Origin of the sequence: Mesorhizobium norvegicum (genome assembly GCF_004919685.1) — a bacterium.
Taxonomy (GTDB): Bacteria; Pseudomonadota; Alphaproteobacteria; order Rhizobiales; family Rhizobiaceae; genus Mesorhizobium; species Mesorhizobium norvegicum.
The window spans coordinates 1-16,488 of the sequence record NZ_SMYZ01000137.1 but is presented as its reverse complement, the minus strand read 5'-3'; the positions used below and the strand labels follow the sequence as shown (position 1 = coordinate 16,488).

General features: G+C 62.2%; 13 protein-coding genes and 1 pseudogene. 12 read left to right on the top strand and 2 right to left on the bottom strand.

Translation table 11 applies throughout. The annotated features are described in order from the left end of the window. The 3 genes and pseudogenes from FCU66_RS38230 to gndA all read left to right on the top strand — a co-directional run. Window positions 1-479, top strand: a pseudogene (locus FCU66_RS38230) (copper resistance protein CopC); the annotation flags it as partial. A 179-nt stretch (window positions 480-658) separates the two neighbouring features. Further along, window positions 659-1,345 carry a hypothetical protein gene (locus FCU66_RS38225; protein ID WP_136617251.1) on the top strand — a complete coding sequence of 229 codons (687 nt, stop codon included), beginning with the start codon at window positions 659-661 and terminating at the stop codon, window positions 1,343-1,345. Between the two features lie 206 nt (window positions 1,346-1,551). Further along, complete coding sequence (gene gndA, locus FCU66_RS38220) at window positions 1,552-2,979, top strand: NADP-dependent phosphogluconate dehydrogenase (RefSeq protein WP_136617252.1); 1,428 nt, start codon at window positions 1,552-1,554, stop codon at window positions 2,977-2,979. Window positions 2,980-3,003: 24 nt separating this feature from the next. On the opposite strand, the gene FCU66_RS38215 is transcribed toward gndA, so the two are convergent. Beyond that, window positions 3,004-4,059, bottom strand: coding sequence for a LacI family DNA-binding transcriptional regulator (locus FCU66_RS38215; protein ID WP_136617253.1), 1,056 nt, complete (start codon window positions 4,057-4,059; stop codon window positions 3,004-3,006). A gap of 396 nt (window positions 4,060-4,455) precedes the next feature. Between FCU66_RS38215 and FCU66_RS38210 the strand changes: the two genes are divergently transcribed. The 7 genes from FCU66_RS38210 to mgrA all read left to right on the top strand — a co-directional run bounded on the left by FCU66_RS38210 (window position 4,456) and on the right by mgrA (window position 11,816). Further along, entirely contained in the window at window positions 4,456-5,694 is a 1,239-nt protein-coding gene (locus FCU66_RS38210; RefSeq protein WP_136617254.1) for an ABC transporter substrate-binding protein, read from the top strand. A gap of 81 nt (window positions 5,695-5,775) precedes the next feature. After that, window positions 5,776-6,663: a carbohydrate ABC transporter permease gene (locus tag FCU66_RS38205; protein ID WP_168991814.1), complete on the top strand. Its 888-nt coding sequence runs from the start codon at window positions 5,776-5,778 to the stop codon at window positions 6,661-6,663. Between the two features lie 2 nt (window positions 6,664-6,665). Next, window positions 6,666-7,598: a carbohydrate ABC transporter permease gene (locus FCU66_RS38200; RefSeq protein ID WP_168991815.1), complete on the top strand. Its 933-nt coding sequence runs from the start codon at window positions 6,666-6,668 to the stop codon at window positions 7,596-7,598. 5 nt (window positions 7,599-7,603) lie between these two features. Continuing rightward, window positions 7,604-8,701, top strand: coding sequence for an ABC transporter ATP-binding protein (locus FCU66_RS38195; RefSeq protein WP_136617264.1), 1,098 nt, complete (start codon window positions 7,604-7,606; stop codon window positions 8,699-8,701). Window positions 8,702-8,755: 54 nt separating this feature from the next. Then, window positions 8,756-9,502 (top strand): sugar phosphate isomerase/epimerase family protein, encoded by a 747-nt coding sequence (locus FCU66_RS38190; protein WP_136617256.1) that lies wholly within the window; start codon window positions 8,756-8,758, stop codon window positions 9,500-9,502. 11 nt (window positions 9,503-9,513) lie between these two features. After that, complete coding sequence (locus FCU66_RS38185; RefSeq protein ID WP_136617257.1) at window positions 9,514-10,656, top strand: Gfo/Idh/MocA family protein; 1,143 nt, start codon at window positions 9,514-9,516, stop codon at window positions 10,654-10,656. A 113-nt stretch (window positions 10,657-10,769) separates the two neighbouring features. Continuing rightward, window positions 10,770-11,816, top strand: coding sequence for an L-glyceraldehyde 3-phosphate reductase (gene mgrA, locus FCU66_RS38180; protein ID WP_136617258.1), 1,047 nt, complete (start codon window positions 10,770-10,772; stop codon window positions 11,814-11,816). Window positions 11,817-11,893: 77 nt separating this feature from the next. On the opposite strand, the gene FCU66_RS38175 is transcribed toward mgrA, so the two are convergent. After that, on the bottom strand, window positions 11,894-12,991 hold the full coding sequence (locus FCU66_RS38175; protein WP_136617259.1) for a S1 family serine peptidase: 1,098 nt from the start codon (window positions 12,989-12,991) through the stop codon (window positions 11,894-11,896). Between the two features lie 349 nt (window positions 12,992-13,340). On the opposite strand from FCU66_RS38175, the gene FCU66_RS38170 reads away from it, so the two are divergent. Then, on the top strand, window positions 13,341-14,435 hold the full coding sequence (locus FCU66_RS38170) for a trypsin-like serine peptidase (protein WP_136617260.1): 1,095 nt from the start codon (window positions 13,341-13,343) through the stop codon (window positions 14,433-14,435). 152 nt (window positions 14,436-14,587) lie between these two features. Next, window positions 14,588-16,420 (top strand): MORN repeat-containing protein, encoded by a 1,833-nt coding sequence (locus FCU66_RS38165; RefSeq protein ID WP_136617261.1) that lies wholly within the window; start codon window positions 14,588-14,590, stop codon window positions 16,418-16,420. Window positions 16,421-16,488 lie beyond the last annotated feature (68 nt).

Genomic DNA, 16,488 nt, shown 5'->3' with positions numbered 1-16,488 from the left:
CCGCCTCGGCCGAGGCGGGCGCTACGGAGGTGCAACGCAGGCTCACCCGCTCGATCGGTGTCGAAATGCTAATCGTGCTGGCCGTCTTCGGCGTTGCCGCGGGCTGGCGCTTCACACCGCCGCCGCGGGCTCTGGCGATCGCGGCGGCGCAGCCGGTTTCGGTTCACATCCACGCGCTGCAGGCGATGGCCGATCTCAGCATCACGCCGGGCCATGCCGGCCCTGTCACCGCCTCGATGATCATCATGACCGGTGATTTCGGCCCGCTCGATGCCAAGGAGGTGACGCTGGTGCTGTCGAAGCCCGAGTCCGGCATCGAGCCGCTGAAGCGTGCGGCGACGAAGCCCGGCGACGGCAGCTGGCGTGTCGACAACCTCATCATCCCGGTGCCCGGCCGATGGACAGTGCGCATCGACATCCTGGTCTCGGACTTCGAGATGGTGAAGATCGAGGCGCCTGTCGACATCCGCGCCGAATAAGCTGCGGGTCGCCTTGTGCGGTTCATTGGTTTTTACTAATGCATTGAGATGTTCGGGATCGGGCCGATGCTGCTGAACGGCGACTGGGGCTGTGTCCATGAAGGACAGGAAACTCCCTTGAAGATCGAGGCTTTCGCGTTCACACGCTACAATGCAGTCGACGACAAGGTGCTGGTATAGTGTCCAACGTTATCCCTGACGGTGCGCCACAGATGTCGTTCGCGAGCCGGTTTATACTGAAAATAGGTTGCGGTCTTCTGGTCTTTTCCCTTGTCTGCGGATGCGATCTCACAGGTAAATCAAGTGCCGCGTCGACTTTGACCCGTGAGGAGCGTCTGAAGGTTGCCGCGGACGCCTACTACAATAACCAATGTGAAAAGCAGTGGGCGCTGCTTTGGCCAATGGCGCGAGAAGGCGATGGTGAAGCGCTTTCAGAGCTTGCCTCTGACTTTGGGGGAAGGCTCGAGATCCCTGCCTCGGATTCGGATACGAAAGTTGATCCGGGAGTTAGGTCATTTGCCAACGTGCTTGTCACGACGATCTACGCTGCGGCAGCGTCAAAATATCCTGACAAGCGCAATCTCTACTACATCTTTGATCCTGCTAGATGGAACAAGGGCGATGTAACAGTGGTGTCCATTCGCTCCGGTCGGATAATTTATAGCTCAATCAAGGCTCCCCCGCCAATTTCAATAACAAAGTTGGAAAATTGCCTTTCTCAGGCAAACGCCTCGAACGTTGGTGACAGATGCGTCGCTCAGGCTATCAAATTGGGGCTCATTCCGAGCTTTTCCGAATACAGCAAAGCCATGGACGCTGTCCCGACCACGTACCGCCCGAACCACTGCCTTCGTCGTCCTTGGTAAGAGGATAGCACCCAATGACAGAACGTCACTTGACCCCCGTCGCCAGTGGGCCAACGCAATCTCGTCGACTCGGCCTGACGTGAATCTCACACAGCGTGGACGCAACACAATTCGGCGAGGCGGTTGACGCAACCCGAAAGGCCCGTCAATCATCCCGGCAAAATCGCGGGCTCCAACCAACAAGATCCGAAAGCAGGGAAGAAACGATGGAAAAAGCCGAAATCGGCCTGATCGGCCTTGGCACGATGGGCTCCAACCTGGCGCTCAATATTGCCGAGCATGGGCATCGCATCGCCGTCTTCAACCGCACCAGGGCGCGCACCGACGCTTTCGTCGAGAATGCCGGCGCGCTCAGGGATATGGTTGTGCCCTGCTACAGCCTGGAGGAGCTTGCCGCCGCGATCCGGCCACCACGTCCGATCATCATCATGGTGCTGGCCGGCAAGCCGGTCGACGAACAGATCGCGGCTCTGCGCGGCGTGCTGTCGGCCAACGACATCGTCATCGACGCCGGCAACGCCAATTTCCGCGACACGATGCGGCGCTTCTCCGAGCTTTCCGGCTCGGGTCTCACCTTCATCGGCATGGGCGTGTCCGGTGGCGAAGAGGGCGCGCGCCACGGGCCGTCGATCATGGTCGGCGGCACGGAGGATTCGTGGAAGCGTGTCGAGAAAGTGCTGACCGCCATCTCCGCCAAGTTCAAGGACGAACCCTGCGCGGCGTGGCTCGGCACCGACGGCGCCGGCCATTTCGTCAAGACCATCCACAATGGCATCGAATATGCCGACATGCAGATGATCGCCGAAATCTACGGCATCCTGCGCGACGGACTCGGCATGGGCCCGAAAGAGATCGGCACGGTGTTTTCCAACTGGAACAAGGGCCGGCTCAACTCCTACCTGATCGAGATCACTGCCAAGGTGCTGGCCGCCGACGATCCGAAGACCGGCAAGCCGGTGGTCGACATCATCCTCGACCGCGCCGGCCAGAAAGGCACCGGCAAATGGTCTGTTATCGAGGCGCAGCAGCTCGGCATTCCGGCGACCGCGATCGAGGCGGCGGTGGCGGCGCGGGTTCTGTCGTCGATCAAGGACGAGCGGCTGGCGGCGGAAAAGGCCTATGGCAACGCCGGCGTGACCAAGATTTCCGGCGACAAAGACGCGTTGCTGCATGATCTCGAACTGGCGCTGTTCGCCGGCAAGATCGCCGCTTATGCGCAGGGTTTTGCGGTGATGAGCGGCGCCTCCAAGGAATTCAACTGGAACCTGCCGATGCCGACCATCGCCAGGATCTGGCGCGCCGGCTGCATCATCCGCTCGCAAATGCTCGACACCATGGCGGAGGCCTTCAGCAAGGGCGGCGCCTCGACCAACCTTCTGATGGCACCGGCCTTTATCGCGTTGATGCAGGAGGCGCATCCGTCGCTGCGGCGTGTCGTGGCAAGGGCATCGGAGGCCGGTTCGCCGGTGCCGGCGCTGTCTTCCGCACTTGCCTATTTCGACAGCTACCGCCAGGGCCGTGGCACCTCGAACCTGATCCAGGCGCAGCGCGATTTCTTCGGCGCGCACGGTTTCGAACGCATCGACGGACAGGGTGCATTTCACGGGCCGTGGGGCAGTGGCGCGGCTGGCTAGCAAAGCCAGCTCATAAGCCATGCTTTAAGCGGGCACTGGCTGGTTCAGTGCCTGGACGCCGTTGGCCACGACCAGGCTCTGCAACGAGCCCGGTGCCGCGCCGCCGATCCAGCCGAGTACGGAACGGGCAAGCTCGGAGCCGGCCAGCCGGAAGTTTTCGTTGACGACCAGCAATTCCGGCCGGAACAGGTGCAGCAGGTCCGACGACTGCTTGGACACCACATCGACGTCGCGACCGAGCTTGAGGCCGGCATCCTCGATGCCGGCGACGATGGCTAGTGTCGCGGCAGCCGCGCTGCTGACGAAGCCGTCCGGCCTGACGTCGCGGCGCATCACCTGCGCGGTCCTCATCCTGATCTGCTCGATCGTATTGTCGATCGAAACGGTGTTGAACGGAATTTCGCTCGCACCGACCTCGCTCAGCGCATCGGCAAAGCCGTTCAGCGTATGGCTGTAATAGGTCAGTCCGGGCGGCGGCGACAGAAGCGCCAGCCTGCGCCGGCCCATGCTCGCCAGGCGGCGCACGGCTTCCATCGCGAAAGCATGGTTGTCGAAGTCATGGTAGGGGTGGACGAGACCCATGTCGGTGCGGCCATGCGTGGCAAAAGGCATGCCGTGTTCCAGCAGGTAGCGGGCACGCGGATCGTTCGGCTGGGTGCGCGAGATGATGACGCCGTCGGCCGAGCCGGTCTCGACGAGATAGCGGATCGGCTCCATCGGATCCTGAGAACGGGAATAGGGCGTGACGATCAGGTGATAGGGCGTTTCGGCGAGCACTTCCGAAACGCCGTAGATGATGTCCGAGACGAAGCTCATGATCTCGCGATCGGTGTTGAGCACCAGGCTGATGACATTGGTCCTGCCGGTGCGCAGGCGTACGCCGGCGCGGTTCGGTCGGTAGCCGATCTGCTTGGCCACCAGTTGCACCCGGCGCCTGGTTTCGGCGCCGATTTCCGGGGCATCCTTCAAGGCGCGCGACACGGTGGTGACGCCGAGCCCGGTCATGAAGGCGAGCGTCTTCAACGTCGGCCGCCCTTGCGCCGAGGTCTCCTCGTTCTTGTCCGTACGCTGTCTGTCCATTCGTCCCGCCCGTCAGGCGCATAGCAGCCGCAGGCCGGGTCGGCAATCGCCGCCATTGCAATACGATATGCGCTTCAGCCCCGGCAAAGTCTCAATATACTGAAACGTTACAGATTGCCAATATCGCCACCGCGAAGCGCCCCAGTCCGTGGTTTTGGCGAGGGGTTTCGCGGCCAACAGGGCCGTGCAACCAAACCCTACCCTGACAGGTTTCTTGCGCTGCAGCATGGTTTTGCAGCGCGACAACGATGTCCGTGCCATGCCTGCCAGTTTTCGCGCAAGGAATTTGTTCGCGCCTCGAAAAAATATCGGACCGCCTTTGCCCGAGGGGTTGCGCAGCCCACGCAATTGCCGTATCGAAAATCTGTAACGTTTCAGATTCTGGGAGGAGCCGAAATGCGATACAAACTTTTGACCGCTGCGCTGGCAGCGACGGTTGCGCTGCAATTTGCCGGTCCGGCCGCCGCGACGGACCTGGAAGTCACCCATTGGTGGACGTCGGGCGGCGAGGCGGCGGCGGTTGCGGAACTTGCCAAGGCATTCGATGCGACCGGCAATCACTGGGTGGACGGCGCCATTGCCGGCTCGGGCGGCACGGCGCGGCCGATCATGATCAGCCGCATCACCGGTGGCGATCCGATGGGCGCCACGCAATTCAACCATGGCCGGCAGGCGGAAGAGCTGGTGCAGGCCGGCCTGATGCGCGACCTCACCGACGTCGCCACCAAGGGCAAGTGGACGGAAGTCGTCCGGCCGAAGAGCCTGCTCGACAGCTGCACCATCGACGGCAAGATCTATTGCGTGCCCGTCAACATCCATTCCTGGCAGTGGCTGTGGCTGTCCAACGAGGCCTTCGAGAAGGCCGGCGTGCCGATGCCGAAGGACTGGAATGAATTCGTGGCGGCAGCGCCCGCGCTGGAAAAGGCCGGCATCATCCCGCTCGCCGTCGGCGGACAGGCCTGGCAGTCCTCCGGCGCCTTCGACGTGCTGCTTGCGGCAGTGGGCGGCACGGATACGTTCCTCAAGGTCTACAAGGACAAGGATGCCAAGTTCGCCGCCGGGCCCGAAGTCGCCAAGGTCTTCAAGGCCGCGGACGATGCCCGCAAGATGGCGAAGAACACCAATGTGCAGGACTGGAACCAGGCGACCAACCTGGTCATCACCGGCAAAGCCGGCGGCCAGATCATGGGCGATTGGGCGCAAGGCGAGTTCCAGGTTGCCGGCAAGACCGCCGGCAAGGATTATACCTGCCTGCCAGGCCTTGGGCTTAACGAAGTCATCGCCACCGGCGGCGACGCCTTCTACTTCCCGGTGCTCAAGGATGCCGACAAGTCCAAGGCGCAGGATGTGCTGGCCGAGACGCTGCTCGATCCCAAGACGCAGGTCGCCTTCAACCTCAAGAAGGGTTCCCTGCCGGTGCGCGGCGACGTCGATCTCAATGCGGCGAACGACTGCATGAAGAAGGGCCTCGCCATCCTTGCCAAGGGCGCCGTCATACCGTGGACGGACCAGCTGCTTTCGCAGGACAGCCAGAAGCAAAAGGAAGATCTCTTCGCCGAGTTCTTCGCCAAGCCGGAACTGACCGTCGAAGAGGCGCAGAAGCGCTTCGCCGACCTCATCGCTTCGGCAGACTGACGTTGGAGGCGACCCACCTTGTTCCCGGCCTTGCGAATGCAGGGCCGGGAACGCACCGCCCTTACCCAGCCGGCTGACGAGATGAGCAAGAGCGAACGCCCCAATCCGCTGTTCCGCAACCTCAATGCGAAGGTCGCGTCGATCCCGATGATCCTCACCGCGATGGTGGTTTTCGTCGGCGGCACCGTTTGGACGGTGCTCTATTCCTTCACCAATTCGAAGCTCTTGCCGCGGCTGAATTTCGTCGGGCTCGACCAGTACTACCGGCTGTGGGCGACGCCGCGCTGGCTGATCTCGATCGAGAATCTATTGATCTACGGCGTGATCTCGCTGGTGTTCTCGCTGGTCATCGGCTTCCTGCTTGCCGCGCTTCTCGACCAGAAGATCCGCTTCGAGGACACGTTCCGCACCATCTTCCTTTATCCGTTCGCGCTTTCCTTCATCGTCACCGGCCTGGTCTGGCAGTGGCTGCTCAATCCCGATTTCGGCATCCAGCACGTGGTGCGGGACCTCGGCTGGACGAGCTTCAGCTTCGACCCGCTCTACAATTCCAGCATCGTCATCTACGGCATATCGATCGCAGCACTGTGGCAAGGCACAGGGCTCATCATGTGCCTGATGCTGGCCGGCCTGCGCGGCATCGACGAGGACATCTGGAAGGCGGCGCGGGTGGATGGGATACCGATGTGGAAGACCTATCTGTTCATCGTCATCCCGATGATGCGGCCAGTCTTCATCACCACGCTGGTCATCATCGCGTCGGGCATCGTCAAGGTCTATGACCTCGTCGTGGCCCAGACCAGCGGCGGCCCGGGCATCGCTTCCGAAGTGCCGGCCAAATACGTCTACGACTATATGTTCTTCGCTCAGAACCTCGGCCAGGGTTTTGCCGCCTCGACCATGATGCTGCTCTCGGTGGCGATCGTCATCGTGCCGTGGGCCTATCTCGAATTCGGGCGGCGCAAATGAGCATGGCAAACACCACGGTTCAAACAAGCACTGCCGCCGGCGCGCGCCAGGACGTCACCGAGCCTTATGGCCCGAAACCGCGCCGCATGTTTTCGCGCCGCAACATCTTCCTCTACGGCACCCTGATCGTGGTGGCGCTCTATTATCTGCTGCCGCTCTACGTGATGGTCGTCACGTCGCTCAAGGGCATGCCCGAGATACGGCTTGGCAACATCTTCTCGCCGCCGCTCGAAATCACCTTCGAGCCGTGGGTCAAGGCGTGGGCGACAGCCTGCACTGGTCTCAACTGCGACGGGCTTTCGCGCGGCTTCTGGAATTCGGTGCGCATCACCGTGCCGTCGGTGCTGCTGTCGATCGCCATCGCCTCGGTGAACGGTTATGCGCTCGCCAACTGGCGCTTCAAGGGCGCCGACACCTTTTTCGTCATACTGATCGTCGGTGCCTTTATTCCCTACCAGGTGATGATCTATCCGATCGTCATCATCCTGCGCGAGATCGGCCTCTATGGTAGTCTCAGCGGCCTGGTGATCGTCCATTCCATTTTCGGCATGCCGATCCTGACGCTGCTGTTCCGCAATTATTTCTCCTCGATGCCGGAAGAGCTGTTCCGGGCGGCGCGTGTCGACGGCGCCGGCTTCTGGGGCATCTTCCTGCGCATCATGCTGCCGATGTCGCTGCCGATCTTCGTCGTCGCCATCATCCTGCAGGTGACCGGCATCTGGAACGACTTCCTGTTCGGCGTCGTCTACACCCGCCCCGACACCTATCCGATGACGGTGCAGCTCAACAACATCGTCAACTCGGTGCAAGGCGTGAAGGAGTACAACGTCAACATGGCCGCCACCATCCTGACCGGGCTTGTGCCGCTCATCGTCTACTTCATTTCCGGCAAGCTTTTCGTGCGCGGCATCGCCGCCGGTGCGGTGAAGGGGTGATGGCGATGACGGCAGCCAACGGCACCAGTGTTTCGATCCAGGATCTGTCGCTCAATTTCGGCGTGATTTCGGTGCTGCAGACCCTCAATCTCGATGTAGCCGAGGGCGAGTTCATCGTGCTGCTCGGCCCTTCCGGCTGCGGCAAGTCGACCTTGCTCAACTGCATCGCCGGCCTGCTCGACATCTCCGAAGGCCGCATCTTCATCAAAGGCAAGAACGTCACCTGGGAAGAGCCCAAGGACCGCGGCATCGGCATGGTCTTCCAATCCTACGCGCTCTATCCGCAGATGACGGTGGAGAAGAACCTGTCCTTCGGCCTGCGCGTTGCCGGCATACCCAAGGACGAGATCGGCAAGCGCATCGCGCGGGCGGCCGAGATACTGCAGATCGAGCCGCTGCTGCAGCGCAAACCAGCGGCGCTCTCCGGCGGCCAGCGCCAGCGCGTGGCGATCGGACGGGCGCTGGTTCGCGACGTCGACGTCTTCCTGTTCGACGAGCCGCTGTCCAATCTCGATGCCAAGCTGCGCGCCGAACTGCGCGTCGAGATCAAGCTGCTGCATCGCAAGCTGCAGAACACCATGATCTACGTCACCCACGACCAGATCGAGGCGATGACGCTGGCCGACCGCATCGCGGTGATGAAGGGCGGCGTCATCCAGCAGCTCGATGCGCCTCAAACTATCTACAACCGCCCGGTCAACCGCTTCGTCGCCGGCTTCCTCGGCTCACCGGCAATGAATTTCATCGATGGCCACCTGGAGAACGCGGACGGTGGGTGGCGTTTCGTGGCCGATGCTCTCAAGATTCCGCTCGGCACTTATGATTTTGCCGGGCCTCCGGTTGCCGGACCCGTCTCATTCGGTATCCGGCCCGAGCATGTCAGCCTGAACAGTGGCACCGGCTGGCCGTTCTCGACAGATGCCAAGGTCGAGGTGGTCGAACCGATGGGCTCCGACACGCTGGTCTGGCTGAAGCTTGCCCAGCAGAATTTCAGCGTCCGGGTGACCTCGGAACGCACGCCCAAGAACGATGAGGCGGTGACGCTCGGCTTCGATCCGATGCGCGCTTCGCTTTTCGACACCGCAACCGGCACCCGCATCTAGCTTCCGAGAACCAACCTTCCAAAGACAATCCCCCAAGCAAAACGGACAGAGACGATGAACTGGTCATTCCAACTTTACAGCGCCCGCAATTTCCTGCCCTGGGAAGGCGTGCTCGCCACGCTCGGCAAGCTCGGCTACACCCAGGTCGAAGGCTTCGGCGGCGTCTATGATGATCCCAAGGCCTTCCGCATTGAGCTCGACAAGAACGGGCTCGCCATGCCGACCGGGCATTTCTCGATCGATGCGCTCGAGAACGATTTCGACGGCGTGCGCAAGATCGCCGAAGCCCTCGGCATCAAGCTGCTGATCTGCCCCTATCTGTTGGCGGAGCAAAGGCCATCCGACACCGCCGGCTGGCGCGGCTTTGGCGAGCGCCTGGCCAAGGTCGGCGAGGCCGCGAAGAAGGCCGGCTACGGCTTTGCCTGGCACAACCATGATTTCGAGTTCAAGAAACTCGCCGACGGATCGGTGCCGCAGGATCACATCCTGTCTTCCGCGCCTGACATCGGCTGGGAGATGGACGTCGCCTGGGTGGTGCGCGGCGGCGGTGATCCGCTGCCCTGGATCGAGAAATACGGCAAGCGCATCAGCGCCGTCCATGTCAAGGACATGGCCAAACCGGGTGAGGGGCTGGACGAAGACGGCTGGTCGGATGTCGGCCACGGCACCATCGACTGGGCCGGCCTGATCAAGGCGCTGCGCGCCAAGAGTGCTGCCCAATACTACGTCATGGAACAGGACAACCCCAACGACATCGAGCGCTTCGCCCGCCGCTCGATCGCAGCCGTCAAGACCTACTAGGAGCAATCAGCATGGCAAAGAAACTTGGCATCGGCGTCATCGGCTGCGGCAACATCTCGAAAGCATATTTCTCGCTGGCGCCGCTGTTTCGCGGCATCGAGATGCGTGCCTGCGCCGACATCAACATGGAAGCGGCGAAGGCGCGGGCGAAGGAGTTCAAACTGCGCGCCGAGACTGTCGAGGGGCTGCTGAAGGCCGACGATATCGACATCATCGTCAACCTCACCATTCCGGCGGTGCACTACGAAGTATCGAAGCAGGTGCTCGACGCCGGCAAGCATGTCTATTCGGAAAAGCCGTTCGTGCTGTCGGTCAAGGAAGGGCTCGACCTGAAGAAACGCGCCGAGGCGAAAGGCCTTCGCGTCGGCTCGGCGCCCGACACCTTCCTTGGCGGTGCGCATCAACTGGTCCGCGACCTGATCGACACCGGCAAGCTCGGCAAGATCACCAGCGGCACCTGCCATGTGATGAGCCACGGCATGGAGCACTGGCACCCCAACCCGGATTTCTTCTTCCAGCCGGGCGCCGGTCCGGTGCTCGACATCGGACCGTACTACATCACCAATCTGATCCAGTTGATCGGGCCGGTGAAGCAGGTCGCGGCCTTCGCGACGACACCGGCCAAGGAACGGACGATTTCATCAAAACCGCGCGCCGGAGAAAAGATTCCGGTCGCGACACCCACAACCATCCATGGCCTGCTGGAGTTCGAGAATGGCGCCGTAATCACGCTCAACACCAGCTGGGACGTCTGGACCCATGGTCACGCGCCGATGGAACTTTATGGCGAGACGGGCACGGTGTTCGTGCCGGATCCGAATTTCTTTGGCGGCGACGTGCGCTTCACGCAAGACAGCAAGCCGGTCAAGAAGCTGCCGAAATGGAAGCACCCGTTCGGTGTCCCCAATGAAATGCATGGACAAGGCATGATGGCCAACTACCGCACCGCTGGTCTCGCGGACATGGCGGTGGCGATCGCGGAAGGCCGGCCGCACCGCTGCTCGATGGAACTGGCGCTTCACGCCGTCGACGTGATGACCGGCCTGTTGCGCTCCGGCGAAACCGGCAAGTTCGTCGCCATGCAGACCACCTGCGAACGGCCGGCAGCACTTGGCGTCAAGGAAGCCAAAGAGCTTTTGGCAAAGAAGAAGTAGTCCGTGCACCTCAACCCTCTCCCCGTTCCGACGGGGAGAGGGTAAGGGTGAAGGGCAGAGCCGACTCGCCGCGTTGCCGCGATGCCTGGCTCGCTTCCATTTGAGGATTTCCGATGCCCTATAGTCCCGCCGAAAACCGCTACGAGAAAATGATCTACAACCGCTGTGGCCGCTCCGGCCTGAAGCTGCCGGCGATCTCGCTGGGCCTATGGCACAATTTCGGCAACGACACGCCGCACAAGACCAAGCAGGCGATCGCGCGCAAGGCCTTTGATCTCGGCATCACGCATTTCGACCTCGCCAACAATTACGGTCCGCCGCCTGGCTCGGCCGAGACCGCTTTTGGCGAGATCCTGCGCACCGACTTCGCCGCCTACCGCGACGAGCTGATCATCTCGACCAAGGCCGGCTACGAGATGTGGGCCGGGCCTTACGGCGAATGGGGCGGGCGCAAATACATGCTTGCCAGCCTCGACCAGAGCCTGAAGCGGATGGGTCTCGACTATGTCGACATCTTCTATTCGCATCGCTTCGATCCTGACACGCCGCCGGAAGAAACCATGGGCGCGCTCGATCATGCCGTGCGCTCGGGCAAGGCGCTCTATGCCGGTATCTCGTCCTACAATTCGCAGCGCACGCGCGAGGCCGCCGATATCTTGAAGCAGCTTGGCACGCCTTGCGTCATCCACCAGCCGAGCTATTCGATGCTGAACCGCTGGGTGGAGGAAGACGGCCTGCTCGACACGCTCGAAGGGCTCGGCGTCGGCTCCATCGTGTTCTCGCCGCTGGCGCAAGGCATGCTGACCAACAAGTATCTCGGCGGCATTCCCGACGGCAGCCGGGCCTCCCAGGGCAAGTCGCTGAAGACAGCGTTCATCAACGACAAGACCATCGCCAACATCAAGGCGCTCGACGCCATCGCCAGCAAGCGCGGGCAGACGCTGGCGCAGATGGCGCTGGCCTGGGTGCTGCGCAAGGGCAGGGTGACCTCGGCGCTGATCGGCGCCAGCCGGCCGGAGCAGGTCGAGGACTGCGTTGGCGCGCTCAAGGTGCTCGACTTCAGCGATGCCGAGCTCGCCGAGATCGACACCTATGCGCGCGAGTCCGACATCAATCTGTGGGCGGCTTCGGCCGAGCGCAAAGGCCCGCCAAGGAAATAAGCCCGCTCAATAAGCCGGCAAAACAAAAACGGCGGGGGACCCCGCCGTTTTTCATGTGAAGGCGAAGCGGCCGTGGTTCAGGGCGTCTTCGGCTTCTGCGCCGTGCCCAGTCCCGGCTTGGGTTTGGCAGGCGCCGGAGCAGAGGTTTTCATCTTCGCCTCGATCCAGCCGGCGTAGTTGGCCAGCCGCGTGTAGATGCCGTAGGCGTCCTTGTGACCGCAGGCCGCACTGCCGTCCGCCGGGCCTTCGCCCCAGCTGACGACGCCGACCTGAACCGGGCCGTTGGCGCCGGTCATGAACAGCGGGCCGCCACTGTCGCCGTTGCAGGCATCGCGCACGCCGCTGGTGGTGCCGGCGCAGATCATGTTGCCGGTCAGCGGGTCGGTCATGTCGGCGGCAATCGCATTGGCGGCCGCGTCGATGCCTTTTTCCGAATAGCGCATACGGTGGGACAGATCGCCAAGTGCTGCCTTCAGATCATGCGCATAGATGGCCTTGATGCCGCTGTTGCAAGCGGTGTTCGGCTGGAGATCAAGGTCGGCAACCATCAGCGTGGTCGGGAAGGTGCCATCCTGCATCTTGCCCCAGCCGGTGACCGTCGTCTTGCCGGTGTCGGGCGTTGCGTCATGGGTGACCTTGATGGTCGGCGCATCGGTCGGCTCGGCAAGCCGGAGCAGGCCGAGATCATTGTCGAGCGTTTGCTCGCTGTAGCCTTCGTTGACGATGACCTCCACCACCTTGTGGCGCTTGCCCTCGCTGAGATCGGTGGCGCCGGTCAGCACGGTGACGCTCTTCGGCGAAATCGGCTGGCCCTTGTCGTTGAGGCAGTGTGCTGCCGTCAGCACCCATTGCGGGGCGATCAGGCTGCCGCCGCAGAACTGGGCATTGGCCTGCGAGGCCGGGTTCTCGTCCAGCCGGTCGGTGGTGAGCAGCGCGACCTGGAACGGATAGGCGCCCTTTTCGGCCTGGTTGCCGCCATAGACGCGATCGGCGCCGTCGGGGTTCTCCGCAGCGGCCTTTGCCCTGGCTTCCGTCACGCGCTTCATTGGCGAGACTGCCGCCTCCGGTCGGGCGGCGCCTTCATCCGCCTGGGCAGTGTTGGCGGCCGCAAGGGCTGCAGCGATGCCGAGCAAAGACGCGGCGGCGATCGGCCTGAACCGATGGATGATGTGCACCTGAAATCCTCCTGAGACACGTTCCCGAACGAGCCAGCCCCGGCGCATGATCAACGAAACAGTCGCCAGCAAGCAGGCGTTGCTTCGCGGATCGCGTTCCCGTGCGGAACCCACTCAAAACCCTATAGCCCCCCACGGGCTACGTGGAAGCGATTTGTCATTCCAATGTTGTATTAATTTAGGCAGTATATCCGCGCGGATGTCTTTGGCGGGGGTCTTCGACAGACCGCATGGGGTGATGATCAGGTTCAGGCGCCGGTAACCAAACTCATTTTTCGGCTTCACCACGATCTCGACAATATTTCTGTATTTTGATCCAGTCCTTGCTGACTTTTGGGAGAGTCTCACCATGACAAAACTGACAAACGCACTCATTGCGTCCGCATTGCTTTCCACTGCAATGTGGGCGGTCCCGGTTTTCGCCGCCGATCCTGGCTCCGCCAGTGCCGGCAATGGCGAAAGCATGCGGGACGCGACTTCAGGCGACTACAAGCCCGGGCGGGCAAAGCCAATCGCACCACCGCAACTGACTGACGAAGACAATCGCGCCGCGCCGATTACCGACGAGGCAGCGGCTGTCAAATCCTATGGCATCGTTGGGCGTTCCGCCGATGGCAAGGAGATCAAGATCGAGCCGAGCGAAGCGCTTCGGGACCTCATCATCAAGGAACTGAACGCGCCGGCCAATGGAACCGAAGGTGGTCCGCGCAAGACCGAAGATCCTGACCTCGGCGAAGGCGAAGCCGGCCGTCAGGTTTTCGGCACCGACGATCGCGAGCAGGTCAAGAACACCAAGACCTATCCGTTCTCGGCGATCGGCTATCTCGAAGCCAAGTCGCCGAAGACGGGTAGCTTTGGCAGCTGTTCGGCAACGCTGATCGGCCCGCGCACGGTGCTCACCGCGGCGCACTGCCTCTACAGCCATGAAGACAAGGACTGGCTCTCCGACTATCTGTTCGTGCCGGGTCTCAACGGCAGCACAGCCGACGACGCACCGTTCGGCGCCTTCACCTTCGAAAGCGCCTATGTGCTGCAAGGCTTCATCGACAACTACCAGGGCTACTATGGTTCGGTCCTCCTGTGGGATCTCGGCATCGTCACGCTGAAGCAGGACGTCGGCACCAACCTCGGCTGGCTGGGCTATGCCAACTATGACGATCTCGGCGACTTCATCGCCAATCTCGTCGGCTATCCCGGTGACAAGCCGATGGGCACGATGTGGAAGGCAAGCTGCGAAGTGCATGCCGAAAACATTGCCCCGGAATATTTCCAGTATGACTGCGATACGTTCCCGGGGTCGAGCGGCAGCTCGGTCTATGCCTACGACAACAAGGCCAAGCAGCGCATCATCACCGGTGTCAACGTGGCGGAAAGCCCCGACGCGAACACCGCCGTGCGCCTGAACGCTGCCAACGTCCAGTGGATCAACAGCCTGTATAAATAGACGCTGCGCATTCGCGGTGGAGACAGAGGCGGCGGAGCAATCCCGCCGCCTTTTTCGTGCCGATGCTTGCAGTGCTGCTTCTCTTGCACGAGGCTGGCTCGCCGACTACGCTTGATCCGCCAGGGGGTTGGGCATCCAAAGGGGTTTTTGGGATGGCGCGGGCAAAGGCAGTGTTCGGGATCGCGGCCGCATCGATGCTGGTCGCGTTGATGCTTTCGCCCGCCTTCGCCGATCCGGCCACTGCACCCGCCGATGGTGCCTGGGCGGAACGGGTGCAGATCCTCTATCAGGCGGACACGCGCTCGGTGCTGCGCAGGACGGTCCGGGCGTGGGACTTCCATCCGGAAAGGAATCTCGACTTCATCTGGGAGCCGGCGGCGGGCCAGTCGCCTGACCGGACGATTGCCGAAGACGGCACCATCAACGGCAAGGGCAGGCTGGTGTGGCGGGTGCGTGGCTCGGCGAGCTATGATCCCAAAACCATCTATTCCAGCTATTTCGGTGACATCAGGAACGGCCGGCCCGACGGGCAAGGCCGGCTCGAGCTGCGCTCGGGCGAAGTTTTCGACGGGCATTGGCTTGCCGGGGAACTCAACGGAAAGGGCATCCATGTCGACGCCGACGGCAACCGCTATGAGGGTAGCTTCGTCGCCGGCGTGCCGAACGGCGAGGGGCGGCTGCTGTCAAAGACGGGGGAGATTTTTGCCGGCTCATTTGTCGACGGGTTGAAGAACGGCAAGGGCCGCACCCGGCTTGCCGGCGGCACTGTCTACGACTCGCAATGGGCAATGGGCAAGGAGGTCGGCGGCTCGCGCCCCGACGTGCTGGCCGATGCCAGGGTCGGCGGGCTCCTCAAGGCGCAGACCGGTGGCGGCGACGCGGACAAGGTCGAGATCGGCGTCGCGGTCGACCAGCGCATGACCCAGCAGTCCGACATGCAGTACCAGCATCTGGTGCGTGACGAGGACATCGCGATCTATCCGCAGTCCGACCAGTACAATGACAGCTGGAACGGCACCGGCCAGGTCGCCACCGGCAATGTCTATGAAGGCATGGACTGGGAGAATGCGCCGGCCTTTGCCGAAGTCGATCTCAAGACCTCCGACCGATCCAAGGTCAAGCTCGACAGCCTGGAGATGAAGGTCGCCGCCAGCGATGCCTATCGCAAGCCGATGCTATCGATATCGGAGCATTTCGGCTGCGTCGGCTTCCGGCCGGATTTCTCGATCGTCAACAATGGCTGGGGCGACGCCAAGGACATGAAGATGTCGATCCAGTTCACCATGGTGGACGACGAGGGCAACCCGACCGGTGATCCCAGCCGCATGTACAGCAAGGACGTCGGCAGTTTCGGCGACGGCGTCGACGTGTCGGTCAAGAGCGTGCTCACTGAGGCCGGCGTCGACACGGCCAGCCTGGAAACGGGGCGTTTTCCTTGTCCCTCGGTGGACAGTCTCAATGTCTGCCGCAGCCAGCTGACCAACAAGATCAAGTTCGGCGAGGTCGGCGACTATCTCGGCAACATGCAACAGGCGATGACGCTGAATGCGATCGGCAAGTTCGATTATTCCTGGGCGGATGACGAAGGTCACGTCTACCAGCAGAGCGAGCCGTTCCGCGCCTCCATCACCATGGCGGTCTTCGAGACGCCGGAATCGATGGCCGAATGCGGCGACGGCGGCGGCGGTACGCCGGAGGCGATGCGCTACCAGAACATCGAGTTCCCGATCGGCAAGCACGACTACACCATCGCCATGCCGGTGCGCGGCAACAAGAAGATCAGCGCCTATACAACGCGGCTGAAGATGTGGTCGTCGATGTCGTCGATCCATAGCTTCAGCATTGCCGCGCATTTTGCCGACGGCAGCGTGCGCGAGAGCAAGCCGGTGACCTTCTTCTATTTCCGGCCGAAGCAGTCGCTGTTCGAGACCAAGACCGAGCCGGCGGCCTGCTATCTGCCGCGCGACATGGTCGGCTGCGGTTAGGGTGCGCAGATATTCAGGTGAGCCCGGCCTGCAAACGGCGGCTTCCTACGCTTCCCCGTTCTACCGCG

Excerpts from the sequence above, each read along its gene's own strand:
- FCU66_RS38195 (WP_136617264.1), top strand. The coding sequence starts at position 7,604 with ATGACGGCAGCCAACGGCACCAGTGTTTCGATCCAGGATCTGTCGCTC.
- FCU66_RS38185 (WP_136617257.1), top strand. The coding sequence starts at position 9,514 with ATGGCAAAGAAACTTGGCATCGGCGTCATCGGCTGCGGCAACATCTCG.
- FCU66_RS38165 (WP_136617261.1), top strand. The coding sequence starts at position 14,588 with ATGGCGCGGGCAAAGGCAGTGTTCGGGATCGCGGCCGCATCGATGCTG.
- FCU66_RS38200 (WP_168991815.1), top strand. The coding sequence starts at position 6,666 with ATGGCAAACACCACGGTTCAAACAAGCACTGCCGCCGGCGCGCGCCAG.
- mgrA (WP_136617258.1), top strand. The coding sequence starts at position 10,770 with ATGCCCTATAGTCCCGCCGAAAACCGCTACGAGAAAATGATCTACAAC.
- FCU66_RS38190 (WP_136617256.1), top strand. The coding sequence starts at position 8,756 with ATGAACTGGTCATTCCAACTTTACAGCGCCCGCAATTTCCTGCCCTGG.
- FCU66_RS38215 (WP_136617253.1), bottom strand. The coding sequence starts at position 4,059 with ATGGACAGACAGCGTACGGACAAGAACGAGGAGACCTCGGCGCAAGGG.
- FCU66_RS38210 (WP_136617254.1), top strand. The coding sequence starts at position 4,456 with ATGCGATACAAACTTTTGACCGCTGCGCTGGCAGCGACGGTTGCGCTG.
- gndA (WP_136617252.1), top strand. The coding sequence starts at position 1,552 with ATGGAAAAAGCCGAAATCGGCCTGATCGGCCTTGGCACGATGGGCTCC.
- FCU66_RS38170 (WP_136617260.1), top strand. The coding sequence starts at position 13,341 with ATGACAAAACTGACAAACGCACTCATTGCGTCCGCATTGCTTTCCACT.
- FCU66_RS38205 (WP_168991814.1), top strand. The coding sequence starts at position 5,776 with ATGAGCAAGAGCGAACGCCCCAATCCGCTGTTCCGCAACCTCAATGCG.